The following is a 15,375-nucleotide window of genomic DNA, read 5'->3' as shown; positions in this document are numbered from 1 at the left end:
ATGGCAAACACCAAGAAAGTTACTCCCTCTAGCGAATTAAAAGATCGCTTAGAACATCTATTGTTTGCTGATATTGCTAATTTTTGGCTGGACCTTTATCGCCAAAAATACCGTCAACTTGTTGATGAACTAGCGCAGTGGGAATTGCTGCAAAATATGCCCGATGGCGAAGATCAGGATATTTGGCTATTGCGCCAAGCAATTGCTTTTCTACGTCATCGCGTAGAACATAAACAGCAAAGTTTACAAAAGTTGGATGCCGGTTATCTGCTTTTTATTGAAAGACTCAGTCATGCAGAAATCAGCGCCGAACGTGAATTCCATATTTTAGATTACGCTCAGCAACTAGGCGCCACGTCTGAACAATTACGCCAAGATAAACTTGCCTTTAATCGTTGGTTTGACGAAGGTGCTGTGATCAACCGTTACCAAGATATAGTCGCTGATATTGAACAAACTCTTAAATTTTTAATTGGAAAGCTTGGCGACTTAAGTAATCGCTATTTAAAAAAATCTTCAAACGATATAGCAAAAGCGTGGCAAACTCTGGACTTAGAGAGCTTCTTTTTACAATTATTAACCAAGACCGATAATGAACATGTAAGAAATGCGCTATACCGTGCCTTAGCGAATCAAGTACAACTGATGCATAACTATGATGGCGATCCAGAGCTAAGTGCAAATTTAATTGAAACCTTAGTATTAGCATTAGAAGAGGTGAATACACCGCATTTAGCCCGTTTGGATATATTAGAAATTTTGATCCATCAACGGCCAACCTACATTCGTGCATTTATGCAGCAGCTGATCCAACAAACTGATCAGTGCCAACTTAATGCTGAAGAACGGTTATTTATTTTAGCTGCGTTACCAAAAATTTTAACCAGCCAGAACACATTGAGCCACTTATGTGAAAACCTGTTAATGCAGTTAGCCGAACACAGTTATCCACGAGTAAGGCAAAGTGTTATAGAGCAAGCTGGTAATTTTTCTGTCAGTTTTTTACAAAATTTATTAACCGAACGATTAAAAATAGAAACCGTTGATGCCGTGCGCTTTACGTTAGTTAAACAACTAAGTAGCCCTCGTATAGATACCGACAACTTTGCATTCAAACTCTGGTGGCAACTATTAAGTGGTAATGAAAGCTTTGCCATTAAACGTTTAACGTTAGAGCTCACTGCTCGTATGATGCTCAATCAACAATTAGAGACAAACCAACCAAATAGCGTTTTCACAACTTATATCAATTGTTTAAATGAACGATTGCAGAGCGAGCCGGTGCTGGCTATTCGCCGTTTTATCAGCCGTACCAGAGAGCAATTAGTTGCATTTGAGCATCAAAATTTAATGGCTGAGTTAGAGCAAGTATTACCAAACTCTGCAACCCTATCTCAGCTCGATAAAGAATTAGATGAAGAGTTACTTGGTCGCTTACTCAGTCGTAAAGCTCAGCAAAGCGAAGGCTACAATGTTAGTAAAAATAAATTAACATGGCAGATCCGCAGTGGTTATCGTTATGCGTTTAGGTTGTGGCGTTTTATACATGAATGGCGCAACCCAAGCACAGACAAACGCCAAAGCTTTAATCATAGCAAAGCCCGAAAACCATCTGCCTTTATGCATGTGCCTAGTTGCTCTGTAGCGGAGATAAGCACTACCAATGTTCCTGGCGAACCGTTATTTGATACTGATGAATACTCAGCGCGGCCACATTTACCGTTACCTGATTTCTTACTCTCGGTACTGAGCCAAGACAATTTAAAACAGCCAGCAAAGACCTATACGCCAGATGGTATTTTATTAGTTACCCCGCCAAAGTCATTATTTCAGCGAATTAGCAGTTATATTTGGCTAAGTATTAATATTGATAGTTTAGATACGCAACGTAAAGGTAACGAAATAGAGCAAAACAATTACCTGACAGCACTCAATAAGCATGGTTTTAGTTTTGAATTTAAAGCCTATGGTGAACAACTCGGTTGTACGTTTGATGTAGAGCCAAATATTAGTAAGCTTTATAATAAGCTAAGTTTTTCTCCACTACTGGTAAATATTTGGCTGAATTTTAAAGAGTATCTTTACTCAATCTATCAAAACAGTATTGGTCAGCTTATCTTTTTTGTAGTTGGTTTTATGGTTTATTTTTGGGGACGTCATATTCGCATAAGCCGACGTATAAAAACCGACCGTCAAGCAATTCCAGTCAGTATTGGTGGTTGGGGCACCCGAGGTAAATCTGGCACTGAACGCTTAAAAGCCGCGCTGTTCAGCAGTCTTGCGTTAAAAGTAATAACGAAAACAACGGGCTGCGAAGCAACCCTTATTTATGCTCGCTCCAATGGTGAACAATTTGAAGTGCCTTTATTCCGCCCATTTGATAAAGCCAGTATTTGGGAACAAAGTGATGTTTTACATTTTGCTAAAAATGTCAAAGCAGATGTCTTTTTATGGGAGTGCATGGGCTTAACACCTCGCTACGTCAAAATACTCAGGCAGTGGATGCAAGATAACTTTTCAACTATTACCAATGCCTATCCTGATCATGAAGATATATTAGGACCAACAGGTATTGATGTGGCTAAAGAAATGGCAAACTTTATCGCCCCCAAAAGTCAGGTTTTTACTAGCGAACAAACCATGTTCCCTATTTTAGATAAAGACGCTACACAAAAAAGCAGTACCTTAATTCAGGCACATTGGGGCGATGGTTATCAAATCACACCCGACATTAGAGCACTTTACCCATATGAAGAGCACCCGGATAATATTGCTTTAGTATGTAAGATGGCAGCCTACATTGGCCTGGAAAAAGACTTTGTATTTAAAGAAACAGCACAGCGTATAGTACCTGACATTGGTGTTTTACAACACTTTAGCCCTGTACCTTTTACACATTTTAGCATGTCATTCGTTAATAGTATGTCAGCCAATGAACGCTTAGCGACCATAGAGAACTGGCGACGCTTAGATTTATTTGGCCTAAGCAAGGATCCAAGTAAACAAACCATCGCCTTGATTAACAACCGAAATGACCGTGTAGCACGTTCAAAAGTGTTTGCCCAGATGCTCGTCGAAGATTTACCGTTTGATAAAATGGTTGTCATTGGTACCAATGTTGATGGCTTTTATAGCTATTACTTGCACGCTTTTGCTGAGCGCTTTGAACGAATAATTAGTAATAATGATTTACAGGAATTAGAATTGTTGTGCTCTCAGCTACACTGCATTAAAGAAGCAGATACAGTTGCCGAAATAATGAATAAAGCACTTGAAGGTAGCTACCAGGCAAAAGAATTTACCGCCTTGAATAATGCAGAGCAATTTACTGATTGGCTCAATGGACAGGCACAAACATTAAGTGAACAGCAGCGGATAAGTTTGCAAGATGTTTTTAATCACTATTTAAGCTATCAACAGATGCGGCCTTTGTTGAGTGATTTAAAAAAGAATCAACATAATTTACAAACAATATTATTGGAATTAGTCAAAAGTAAATGCATATTAATTACTAACTCCAAGGTCACCCCCGATCAATTAACGATCATGCTAACTGCACTTGCGAGGCCTCACTGTCACCAAGTCATCATTGGTATGCAAAACATTAAAGGAGCTGGCTTAGGCTATGTTTATGGCTGGCAACAATGGCAAAAGATTTACGATAGCATAAGTATGCTGTTAGATAACAATTGCTCAGCTGAACAGTTTAAAAAAACCTTAACGCGCTTATCACTGATCAGTACATTTAGTCAGCTTGAGCATGCTTATTTAAGCAGTGCGTTATTAGAGATAAAAAAAATGCATCATGCGCAAAATGAATACAGCCAAGCAGAGCTTGTGCATATTAATGAACGTTTGAATAAACATCAGCAACAGCTAGACAATAAAACCGACAGCCAGCAACAAGGCCCATTAAAAAGATTTGCCATACAAGTGGCTGAATCATTTTTAGATGCTGGGGCTGCTGTTAAACGCAAAAAAATTGCCAACCAAGTTTATAAAGATATCGCAACCCAGCGTATTACTCTTGAAAAAGCTATTACGGTCTTAGGAAAGCTAAATCGCAATCAAAAGCCCGGCTGGTTAACATTTTCAAATAAAGATAATAGCTAAGTTAATCATACCGTAAAAACCTACAAAGCCTTAATTACTAATTAAGGCATACCGACCTAAACAAATGTATTAACTTAATTTTCAGCTAAAATTTTAGTTATAAAATAAGTAAAATATTTTCAAAGTAATTACATTCAGCAAGTCACTGTTTGCAAATGAATTATTTAAAAAAGACAAATAAAGCAGTGAATTATTGCGAAAACGCTCATGTTCAACATTTGACCGAACCCAATATTTATAGCAAAATAGTACCATGAATTGTTAATAAAAATGTTAACAAAAACAAAATGAATTACTTGGTAGGAAAAGTACTATGAAAAACTCATTGTTTAAGCTTGCAACATTACCTTTATTGATCGCTTCAGGCTTTGCAGCAGCATCAACGAACCTAGTAGCAAATGGTTCTTTTGAAAACACTGCAACAATTTCTGGAACATGGGGATTATTAAATCAAGTCTCAGGTTGGCAACGTTCAAACAATGCTAAGTTTGAAATCCAAACCAATAAGCTTGGCCTTATCAAACCTCAAGATGGCAGCCAGTATTTAGAGTTAGATTCGACAGCTAATTATAGCGTTTCGCAAACATTGAATACTGATGTTGATCATAACTATGAAGTAAGCTTTTATTATTCAGCACGTGTAAGTGGTGATGCAAATACTAATAAAGCAGAAGTATATTGGGATGGTGAGTTACTCGATACGTTAAATTCAACCACCAAAGACTGGCAAAAGTTTACGTACACTGTAAAAGCAAGTTCAGCAGCAACCGAACTTAAATTTATCGGCGCAGGTAAATCTGATTCATTAGGTGCGTTTATTGATGATGTTAAAGTAACTAGCCAATGTGCATCTGGCTTATACGGTATTAATAACTTCGGTACGAATGAAGAAGGATTTGTTTACTTTTTCAATACTGACACAAACACATACTCTAAAGTAACGGGTTTAAGTAACACGGCATCAAATATTGCATCACATAATGGTGTTTTATATTTCATGGAGCAATTAGATAGCTCGACTAAAATCTCGCAAATTTTATCACTTGACCTTGCTACGAATGAGCAGGCATTGGTTACATCTGCAACTTCGTACCCGATTTACCGCTCTGCAATGAACGCTGATGGCACAACATTACGTACCACAAGCAAAACATACATGTACGATTTTGACCTAGCTACAGGTGATAAAACAGTACTTGGTAAATTAACTTTCCCTGGTGATTCGTTCGCTGATGGTGATATTGCTTATTCAGCTGATAATAATGTTCTTTACGTTCTTACCGGTAAAGCACTTTATACTATTGACCAAGGTTCAATGGAGTTGTCTTTAATTGGTGAGCATGGTGTTGATCAAGCATCTGGTATCGCAATTGCTGCAGATGGCACAATTTATGTTTCAGGACGTGTAAAAGGTGAGAACGCTAAAATTTACCGATTAGATCAAAATACTGCGGCGGCAACATTCATTATGGATGGCCCTTCACATGTTAATGATTTAACGTTTGTTGATAGTAACTACTGTAACTAATTTACACTGTTAATAAGTCTTTATTTAAAGGCCGAGTAATTTATTACTCGGCCTTTAGTATTTGTTACACAATGCCACCTTATTTACCCGCTATACAAAAAATGAGCAAGTGTCATTTCATTACGCTTATTACCGCAAAGCCCCTTAGTGCCTTACGCTGACGCTTTAAAGCCATCAGTAATCTAACTATCGCAAGCACTTCCCCTGCACTGCCCGTGTATGTATACTTAGGCGCAATTGTAGCTAGGATAAGGGTGTGACTCTTACCCACTAAGCAATCTTAGTGAGCAAACCATTACCTTAGCTGCATTAAAAATAATATTCATGGCCACCCGTTCTATTTGTGTTGAAAGCACATGAACGACCAAAGCAAAAAATATAAGGCCGCAATAATTAACGTTGAGTTAGGAAGTAAATATGAGTTCATTACCTAAAGCAGGTGATTTTTTAGGGCATCCTAAAGGATTATTTCTGTTGTTCGGCACAGAAATGTGGGAGCGATTTGGTTATTACGGCATGCGTGCCATTTTAGTACTTTATCTTGTTGCTATTGTCAAAGACGGTGGTTTTGGTTGGAGTAATGCAGACGCACTAAGCCTTTATGGTACGTTCACAATGGCGGTTTATATCACTCCATTATTTGGTGGTTGGTTAGCTGATAACGTACTTGGTCAACGAAAAGCTATTATCATAGGCGGTCTACTAATGGCTGCTGGCCATTTTACTATGGGTATCCCCCACGATATGTTAGCCGGCCAACAAGAAAACGTATTTTATATCGGTCTTGCTTTATTATGTATGGGTAACGGTTTATTTAAACCTAACATCTCAACTATGGTTGGCGACTTGTATAAAGAGGGTGATCAACGTCGTGATGGCGCCTTCACAATCTTCTATATGGGTATCAACTTAGGTGGTGCGCTTGGTCCACTTGTTGCGGGTTTCGCAGCTGCATCTATGGGTTGGCAATATGGCTTCATTGTAGCAGGTGTTGGTATGCTTGTATCTGTGGCGATGCAAGTGGTTTTAAGTAATAAATACTTAGGTGATATTGGTGTTGTTCCTGCAGCTAAATTAGCGCAATCACAATCAACTTCAGATACCAAAGAGCCGCTAACTAAAGTAGAAACTGACCGTATCAAAGTTATTTTCACTATGAGTGTATTTAGTATCATATTTTGGATGGGTTTTGAGCAAGCCGGTGGCTTGATGAATTTATTCGCAAATGATTACACAGACCGTATGTTGTTCAACTTTGAAATTCCAGCCTCTTGGTTTCAATCATTAAACTCTATTTTCATTATCATTTGTGCTCCTATCGTTGCCATCGTTTGGCTAAAACTTGATAAACGTGAACCTAATTCACCCGTTAAGTTTGCCATTGCGTTGATATTTTTAGCGCTTGGTTTCATCACTATGATTTTAGCACTTATGACTCAAGGTCACGGTGAGCCATTACAGATCAGCATGATGTGGTTAGTGTTATTTTACTTATTCCATACTCTGGGTGAATTATGTTTATCACCTATCGGCTTATCAATGGTGAGTAAACTAGCACCACTGCGTTTAGCATCAATGCTAATGGGTATTTGGTTCCTATGTACTGCGGTTGCAAATAAGATTGCAGGTTTCGTTGGTTCATTCTTAGGTGAAGGCGAAGAAGCGCTTGATAACGCATTAGGCATTTTTATTGGTTTAGGTGCCACTGCTGTTCTCTCTGCTGTGATCATGTACTTACTAAGCGATAAGCTTGTTAAGTGGATGCACGGTGCTGAAGGTCAACACGAGCCACAAACACAAGAACACATTTTAGCTGAAGAGCTTGAAGTAGTTGCTGAAAAACCGTAACTCTGTGTTTATTATCTCCCCACAAGCTATGACGCTTGTGGGGATTTTTGTTGCTCTATTTATATCACCATGATTAATTCCTGCCAACCAAACGTCGATTTAAGTTACGATATTAATAAGGCTGACTTCAAAGCGCGTAACAAAAGATTATAAATTACTTTTCAACAGCTTCATTAAACACATCTGATAGGCCACCACGCACGTTCAACGAAACGCTGTAGCACTGCTAGCAAAATGCCCCAGCCATTACTAGTGACCTTAGCTTAGCGCAGAAGAGTTAGTTTTTTAACAAATACGGCTCTAGCGTAAACAATTTATTACACCACGTATATTTAATAAGGGGTGAATAGTTCCTTTATTTGATTATTTACCCCCTTAAATAAGAATAAATTAATTCTATTTATCAATAAGTTAACGAAAGTTTAAGTTACTTAATACAAGACCTTTCAATACAAATCTCAAAACCAAGCATTAATGCTTATGCATTTTAAAATGATCGTCCCATTTAATTTACAAAGAGCCGTTTGCCTAAATAGCTATCGGCTCTTCCCCTGCTGCCAATTATGGTTAATTATCTGCGCATCAGACACAACAAGACGCAGTGTTTATTGCGGGAGAATTATAATGAGTGAAGTAACTAACCCTTTAGGTTTGGTAGGTATCGAGTTTACTGAATACGCTACACCTGATGCAGATTATATGGATAAAGTATTTACCGATTTTGGTTTTTCAAAGCTCAAAACATTTAAAGGTAAAGACATTGTTTATTACAACCAAAACGATATTCACTTTTTACTAAATAATGAACGTGATGGTTTCTCTGCAGAATTTGCAAAAAGTCATGGTCCTGCAATTTGTTCTATGGGTTGGCGTGTAGAGAATGCTCAACAGGCATTTGACACCGCAGTAGCACGTGGTGCAAAACCAGCGACTGATTCAACTCATAAAGACCTACCATACCCGGCAATTTACGGTATTGGTGACAGCTTAATTTATTTTATTGAGCAATTTGGTGATAAAGGTTCAATCTATGAGCAAGACTTTGAAGACTTAAGCGAACAAAACATTGTTGATGATAAAGGCTTTATCCGCATCGACCATTTAACTAATAACGTTTATAAAGGCACTATGGAAACATGGGCTAACTTTTATAAAAACGTATTTGGTTTTACTGAAGTTCGTTACTTTGATATCAAAGGCCAAAAAACAGCCTTGATCTCTTATGCACTTAAATCACCGTGCGGCACCTTCTCGATTCCAATCAATGAAGGTAAAGGCAACGATAACAACCAAATCGATGAATACCTTGGTGAATACAATGGCCCAGGCGTGCAGCATTTAGCATTCTTAACAGATGACCTAGTAAGCTCACTAGATAAGCTTGATAAATCAACCATTGCCACGCTTGATATTATTCCTGAGTACTACGATACAATTTTCGATCGTGTACCTTGGGTTGCAGAAGATAAAGAAAAGATCCGTGAACATCAGATCTTAGTCGATAGCCAAAGTGAAAATTGCTACTTGTTGCAAATTTTCTCGAAAAACTTATTTGGCCCAATCTTTATCGAGATGATCCAACGTGTTGATGACGGCGGTTTTGGTGAAGGTAACTTCCAAGCACTGTTTGAATCAATCGAGCGCGACCAAGAGCGCCGCGGCGTTTTATAAGCACCGTATTGTAAATTTAAAAAGCAGCGTACTTCGCTGCTTTTTGTTGTTTCATCAATATTATAAATGACAATCTGAATTTCACTGTTTAAATCGCGCTATTCATCACCATATCCACTGTAAAGCGCGACTGACTAAACCAAAGGAAATGTAATGAGTTTAATTAACGAAACCCATGATATAAATTTAACTAGCTGGGTTGCCTCAGCGAACGTTGCAAATTGTGACTTCCCAATTCAAAACCTACCATTTGCAGAAGTACGTCGTAAGAACTCTGACGAAGCTTTTCGTGGTGCCGTTGCCATTGGCGACCAAGTTATCGACCTTGCCAAAGTAAACGAGTTAGCTATTTTCTCAGGCGATGCACAAACAGCCATAGCAGCAGCAAGCCAAGCAACATTAAATGAATTTATGGGTCTTGGTCAGCAATATTGGTCAGCGCTACGTTTAGCATTATCTAAAGCATTACGCGAAGGCGCCGCTGAACAAGCTAAGTTAAGCGACGCATTAATTGCCCAAGCAGACATTGAGTTTGCATTGCCATGTCGTATTGGCGATTACACTGACTTTTACACATCTATCTATCATGCAACAGCAGTCGGTAGCTTATTCCGTCCTGACAACCCGTTACTGCCTAACTATAAATGGGTCCCCATTGGTTACCATGGCCGTTCTTCATCAATTGATGTGTCAGGTCAAACCTTTCATCGCCCAAATGGTCAAACTAAGGCGCCAGACGCTGAAGTACCATCGCTTGGTCCGTGTAAACGTTTAGATTATGAGTTAGAGCTAGGCATTTATTTAGGTAAAGGTAATGAATTAGGTGATGCCATTGCTATCGAAAACGCTGAAAACCATGTATTTGGTTTTTGTGTATTCAATGACTGGTCAGCACGTGACTTACAGGCATGGGAATACCAACCATTAGGTCCATTCCTTGCGAAAAACTTTGCTTCAACTGTATCACCGTGGATTGTAACCACCGAAGCATTAGCACCTTATAGAACATCATGGACTCGTGATGAAAATGACCCACAACCATTAGATTATTTAGAATCAAGCCAAAACCGTGAGCTTGGCGCCTTTGATATAAAAATGGACGTACAAATTGAGACCGCTAAAATGCGTGAACAAGGTGCTGCACCTTCATTAGTATCTAAATCAAGTTTCAAACATTCATACTGGACAGTGGCACAAATGGTGACTCATCACACAGTAAATGGTTGTAACTTTATGCCAGGTGATATGCTGGGCTCAGGTACGCAATCAGGTCCGACTCATGAAGAAGCCGGTTCATTACTTGAACTGTCTCGTGGTGGTAAAGAAAAAATCACCCTTAATAACGGTGAACAACGCAGCTTTTTAGAAGATGGCGACAACGTTATTATGCGTGGTTGGTGTGAAAAAGCCGGTTTTGCTCGTATCGGTTTTGGCTGCGTAGAAGGAACGGTTCTTCCTGCTAAGTAACTAAGTTGTAAACATTTATTAAATGTATTTATTATAAGGAGGCGACCAACGCCTCCTTTTTTAAGATTAATTACAATTTTTTACTGGCTTTTTCAGCTCAGATTGCTATCTTAATTCGGTTAATAGCCAGTGTTTATAAGCCATGTCAGCATTTATTAAGTCTTTTTATCACAAATTATTCCCAGCTAGACAGCTGTTGATCCGCCAAAATGGTGAGGTTAAACATGTGATATTAGCACCTTGGTTACAAATATCAGCCGTAGCTATTATTTTAATTGCTTTAATTTGGTTGGCTGTTTCGACCCTGCGAATATACTCTCAAACCAACAAGATTTCCGATATCGAACAAAGCCAATTATCAAAACAACAACAGTGGCAGCAACAAAGTAAAGAACAACAAGCACAATACGATAAACAGTTAGCCCAGCTTGCGGTGCTAGAGCAAAAGCATGCTTTATTGCAGAGCATGATCGATTCTTTACCTGAGTCGATGAGTAATCCCACACTGCCAGCAGCGCCGCCAGAAGGTGAACTCGGCGAACAACAAGAAGAGTTCCACGAACCATTAGTTGATGAAAACCCTAACAGCGCACACACTCTTTCACTCTCTGACTCTGTTAATATCGAGCAACGTTTTGCACTACTCGATAGCCAATACCAACACAGCTTTTTACAAATAGAGCAACAAATAGAACGCCGCCAGCACGATATTTTAGCGATGCTCAAAGGTGCAGGACTTGATACCGCCTTGGCGCGTCGTCTAGATGGTGATATGACAGAAACTGCGCAAGGTGGTCCGCTGGATTTATTTGATGAATCAAAGATCCCAGCTGAATTTTTAGTCATCGCAGATAAACTATTGGCGTTGAATAAGCTTGAAAATTTACTCAGTGAGTTACCGCAAACTCTGCCTGCAGCAAATTACTATATTTCGAGTAGTTTTGGCCTGCGTAAAGATCCAGTGAATAACCGTCATGCTTATCATAAAGGTGTTGATTTAGCAGGTTGGCATAAAACCGAAATATTCGCCCCCGCTGATGGCACTGTATTACGCGCAGGACGCAACGGTGGTTATGGTAATTTTATCGAATTGCAACATAAAAACGGCTTTGTAACTCGGTTTGGTCACTTAAATAAAATCAACGTTAAAAAAGGCCAAACGGTAACCAAAAATGATGTTATCGGATTAATGGGCAGCACTGGCAGAAGTACTGGCACTCACCTACACTATGAAGTATTACTTAACGACAAACATGTCAATCCAGTCAAAATAACAAAGGCGCTTTCTCGTGTTCGGTAAAAAAAAATCAACAGTAAGTAGTTCTGCAAATTCTCAACTAAAAAGAACTAGCCACACTCCTTCGATCATTTCTGAAGATGTTCGCTTAACGGGCAGCTTAGTGAGTCAAGGTGAAGTACAGCTTGATGGTCGCATAGATGGTGATGTTCGTGTTAACCATTTAGTTATTGGTAATACCGGTTGTGTTGAAGGCTCAGTGGTCGCTGAAAGCGTGATTGTAAAAGGTAAAGTAATCGGCTCGCTCAACGCCAGCAAAGTAGTTATTGAACGTTCAGCGCAAGTGCACGGGGATGTTTATCAAGATACTTTAAGTATTGATGCTGGTGCAATTATTGAAGGTAACTTAAAACAACGCCATGAAGCTGAAACGGTTGAATTAATTACCAATAACGCAGAATCAAAGCCGGAGCTTACATCTGCGCTCAGTGAAGGTGATAATGACTTGTCGTTTTTCAACAAACAAGCCGCAGAGAAAAAATAATCGCTTTATTTTACTTTTTCTTAGTAACGTACATCGTAATATCAGCAGTGAAGACCAATTCACTGCGAGTATTGTAAAGCTTCACTGGTACCACTAAATCCTCTTTATCTAGCCATTGTCTTGGCATTGCAATTTCTGCCACAGCTGTGACATCAGTATCAACCTTCGCTAAGTACTGCACCGTCATTCCCTTAGGGATCCAGCGATGAGTTTTATATGGCACGGTAGCATCAACCATCACACCGGCACATAACTCAGCTAAATTACACTGCGCAATAGCATGGATAGTCCCAATATGATTGTGCACACTCCGTCGGTTTTTAACCATTGCGCTGCAATGTCCGTCACGTAAATCTAAAACAGTGGGTTTCATGGAGCCAAAATAAGGGGCTTTAAAACACACTACTTTAGTAAATAACCAATTGCCAAATGGTAGACGCTTAAAACTATGCCATGCTGTTAAAACTGCAGATTTATTACTCATTATTATTTTCCATTGAATGTCGCTATTGCAAAATTAGCACATCAGACCAGTTAGCAAAAGTGCATTTATACTTATAATCTTACTAGCTATATTCTTATAGATGGGTCATATGCCCTTTCTTTTTTATCTTTGCAGACCTAAAATACGCGGCAAAAGGAGCACTCATGCCAACAACCGATCGCCGCAATCATCTTAGTGTTATTTTAATTCTCGCTCTTCTGGTTATATTCTGCCCATTAGCGATTGATATTTACTTACCCGCATTTCCTGATATAGCGCAAGCATTGGCTATTGATGAGCAGCAAGTGCAACTTACCGTCGCTATTTTTATGCTGACGGTTGGCTTAGGTCAGCTTATAGCAGGTCCTTTAGCCGACAAGTTTGGCCGCCGTCCAGTCGCACTATTTGGCATCACACTGTATGGATTTGCTGGGATGTTGGCTTTTTTAGCACCTAGCTTTAGCATTCTGATGCTTGCGCGTGCACTACAAGGTTTTGGGGCTTGTGCCACTTTTGTGGTTGCATTTGCGATTGTTCGTGATACCTACGGCAGCGCTAAAAGCGGCCAAATGATCACTTACCTTAATGGTATTGTGTGTTTTATTCCCGCGTTAGCACCTATCTTAGGCGCTTGGCTGACTGTGCAATTTGGCTGGCGGATAAACTTTTTATTTTTGGCGGGGTTTGCTTGTGTTGGACTAATGATCACTGCCATATATTTTAAAGAAACACGCCCTGCGGATAGCCACTATGAGGGCCACATACTCGATTTACGTCGTTTTATACCAATCATTAGCACGCCTATTTTTCTTTTTAATAGCCTAATTTGTATGGTGGCAATGTCGGCTATTTTAGCTTTTGTAACATTAGCACCGGGATGGATCATGACCGAGTTAGGTGGATCGGTCAGCGATTTTACTTTTTGGTTTACTCTCAATGCCATTGTTAGCATTGTAGCCAGCTTTATTGCACCATTGTATATCAAACGCCATAGTCAAAAAGCGTTACGCATAGGTATGAGTTTATTAATTTTCTCTGGTGTACTGATTTTAATTCTCGGCCAGTTTAAAAGTGCCTTTGCTTTTATGCTACCAGTGTTGATTGCTGCGCTAGGCTTTGCACTTAGCTTAGGCTCAGCGGCTGGAATGGCATTGTCACATTTTGCTAAACAAGCAGGTACTGCATCTGCGTTAATCGGTTTAATGCAAATGAGCGGCGCTGGAGTATTGGTTATGCTCACCCAAGTGCTCCCTTTCAATGCGCCCGAGTTTATTGCTTTTCACTTATTATTATTGCTGCCACTGTGGGTTATACTGCTCAGTAATAAAGCACATGCTTATCACCCTAAAAACACATAAAAACAATGATCAATTTTGAATTTTTACTGTCATTTTTAGCCGCGAGTTTTTTAATCGCTGTTGCACCAGGTCCTTCCAATGCTTTTTTAATGGCGCAAACTTTTGCCAATGGCCGCGTAGCAGGCTTACAAAGCGCATTTGGTTTTGCTTTAGGCGGAGTGGCGCATACTTTATTTGCCGTTGTCGGTCTTACGGCTATCCTTAAAGCCTCAGAAGTGGCTTATACCAGCGTACAATACGCTGGTGCTGCCTACTTATGTTATTTAGGTGTAATGATGTTTAAAAGCACATTTATCCAGTCAGAGTGCAGTAGCGAAGATAAACCCCATGTAAGCACCAAGAAAAAAACTAATGTTATGTTTCAGGCTATGATGACTGAAGTGCTCAACCCTAAAGTAGCGTTATTTTTTATTGCGTTTATTCCGCAGTTTGTTGATCCAACCCTGTCATCATCAACTACATTTCAATTAGCTTTCTTTGGCTTACTGTATCCACTTTTTGCGTTTCCGATTGACTGCACGTATATTTACTTTGGCGATAAAATTGCAGGCTACTTTCGAGAGCACCCGCAAAGCCAAATTTGGATTGATCGTATAACAGGTGTAGTATTTGTAGTTCTTGCGGTTAATCTACTCATCTAAAAAAAAGAGTCAACATGGAACAAAAACAGCAAACCCTTCCAGCGCAAAAAAATATTGCTTTAGTTGCACACGATGGTAAAAAAGCAGCCTTGCTAGCCTGGTGTAATAAACATCGCGATAACCTCAGTAAGCACACTTTATATGGCACAGGCACCACAGGTCATTTAATTGAGCGAAATACTGGACTTGAAGTTATCAAACTACTTAGTGGCCCTATGGGGGGCGATCAGCAGTTAGGCGCTAAAATTGCGGAGCATGAAATTCATGTGTTGATTTTCTTTTGGGACCCCCTTGCATCTCAACCTCATGATCCGGATGTTAAAGCGTTATTACGCTTAGCTGCGGTATGGAATATTCCAGTGGCGTGTAATGAAGTCAGCGCAGATATGATTTTAAGCTCGCCTTTGATGCATAACGAGCTTGAACGGTCATTGCCAGATTACGAGAAATACCTCGCAACCCGACAAGTCATACTATAAGCACC

At 39.5% G+C, this 15,375-nt stretch carries 11 protein-coding genes; 10 read left to right on the top strand and 1 reads right to left on the bottom strand.

What is annotated here, in order from left to right:
• The 7 genes from H5186_RS02385 (at position 1) to H5186_RS02355 (ending at position 12,408) form a co-directional block, all read left to right on the top strand.
• Positions 1-4,113, top strand: coding sequence for a poly-gamma-glutamate synthase PgsB (locus H5186_RS02385; RefSeq protein WP_182794075.1), 4,113 nt, complete (start codon positions 1-3; stop codon positions 4,111-4,113).
• Between the two features lie 313 nt (positions 4,114-4,426).
• On the top strand, positions 4,427-5,641 hold the full coding sequence (locus tag H5186_RS02380; RefSeq protein WP_182717063.1) for a hemolysin-type calcium-binding protein: 1,215 nt from the start codon (positions 4,427-4,429) through the stop codon (positions 5,639-5,641).
• A gap of 417 nt (positions 5,642-6,058) precedes the next feature.
• Positions 6,059-7,489, top strand: coding sequence for a peptide MFS transporter (locus tag H5186_RS02375; RefSeq protein ID WP_182794074.1), 1,431 nt, complete (start codon positions 6,059-6,061; stop codon positions 7,487-7,489).
• A gap of 624 nt (positions 7,490-8,113) precedes the next feature.
• Positions 8,114-9,160 carry a 4-hydroxyphenylpyruvate dioxygenase gene (gene hppD, locus H5186_RS02370; protein WP_182739377.1) on the top strand — a complete coding sequence of 349 codons (1,047 nt, stop codon included), beginning with the start codon at positions 8,114-8,116 and terminating at the stop codon, positions 9,158-9,160.
• Between the two features lie 153 nt (positions 9,161-9,313).
• On the top strand, positions 9,314-10,627 hold the full coding sequence (gene fahA, locus H5186_RS02365; protein WP_182717062.1) for a fumarylacetoacetase: 1,314 nt from the start codon (positions 9,314-9,316) through the stop codon (positions 10,625-10,627).
• Between the two features lie 142 nt (positions 10,628-10,769).
• A complete protein-coding gene (locus H5186_RS02360) occupies positions 10,770-11,927 on the top strand; it encodes a M23 family metallopeptidase (protein ID WP_182717061.1) in 1,158 nt (385 codons plus the stop codon).
• Entirely contained in the window at positions 11,917-12,408 is a 492-nt protein-coding gene (locus H5186_RS02355; RefSeq protein ID WP_145237352.1) for a polymer-forming cytoskeletal protein, read from the top strand. Before H5186_RS02360 ends, H5186_RS02355 begins: the two co-directional genes overlap by 11 nt.
• A 10-nt stretch (positions 12,409-12,418) precedes the next feature.
• Here H5186_RS02355 and H5186_RS02350 read toward each other — a convergent pair whose 3' ends face one another.
• Positions 12,419-12,892: a hotdog fold domain-containing protein gene (locus H5186_RS02350; protein WP_145237355.1), complete on the bottom strand. Its 474-nt coding sequence runs from the start codon at positions 12,890-12,892 to the stop codon at positions 12,419-12,421.
• Positions 12,893-13,056: 164 nt separating this feature from the next.
• Between H5186_RS02350 and H5186_RS02345 the strand changes: the two genes are divergently transcribed.
• From H5186_RS02345 to H5186_RS02335, 3 genes are read left to right on the top strand one after another with little or no spacing between them, the layout of a single operon-like run.
• A complete protein-coding gene (locus H5186_RS02345; RefSeq protein ID WP_182739378.1) occupies positions 13,057-14,250 on the top strand; it encodes a multidrug effflux MFS transporter in 1,194 nt (397 codons plus the stop codon).
• Between the two features lie 5 nt (positions 14,251-14,255).
• Entirely contained in the window at positions 14,256-14,891 is a 636-nt protein-coding gene (locus H5186_RS02340) for a LysE family translocator (RefSeq protein ID WP_149980833.1), read from the top strand.
• A 14-nt stretch (positions 14,892-14,905) separates the two neighbouring features.
• Positions 14,906-15,370: a methylglyoxal synthase gene (locus H5186_RS02335; RefSeq protein WP_145237363.1), complete on the top strand. Its 465-nt coding sequence runs from the start codon at positions 14,906-14,908 to the stop codon at positions 15,368-15,370.
• The last annotated feature ends 5 nt before the right edge of the window (positions 15,371-15,375 follow it).

The sequence above is a fragment of the Pseudoalteromonas sp. SG41-2 genome (genome assembly GCF_014164535.1).
In the GTDB taxonomy this organism is placed as follows: domain Bacteria; phylum Pseudomonadota; class Gammaproteobacteria; order Enterobacterales; family Alteromonadaceae; genus Pseudoalteromonas; species Pseudoalteromonas rhizosphaerae.
The sequence above is the reverse complement of the archived record's forward strand: the minus strand, read 5'-3'. Positions and strand labels throughout refer to the sequence as shown.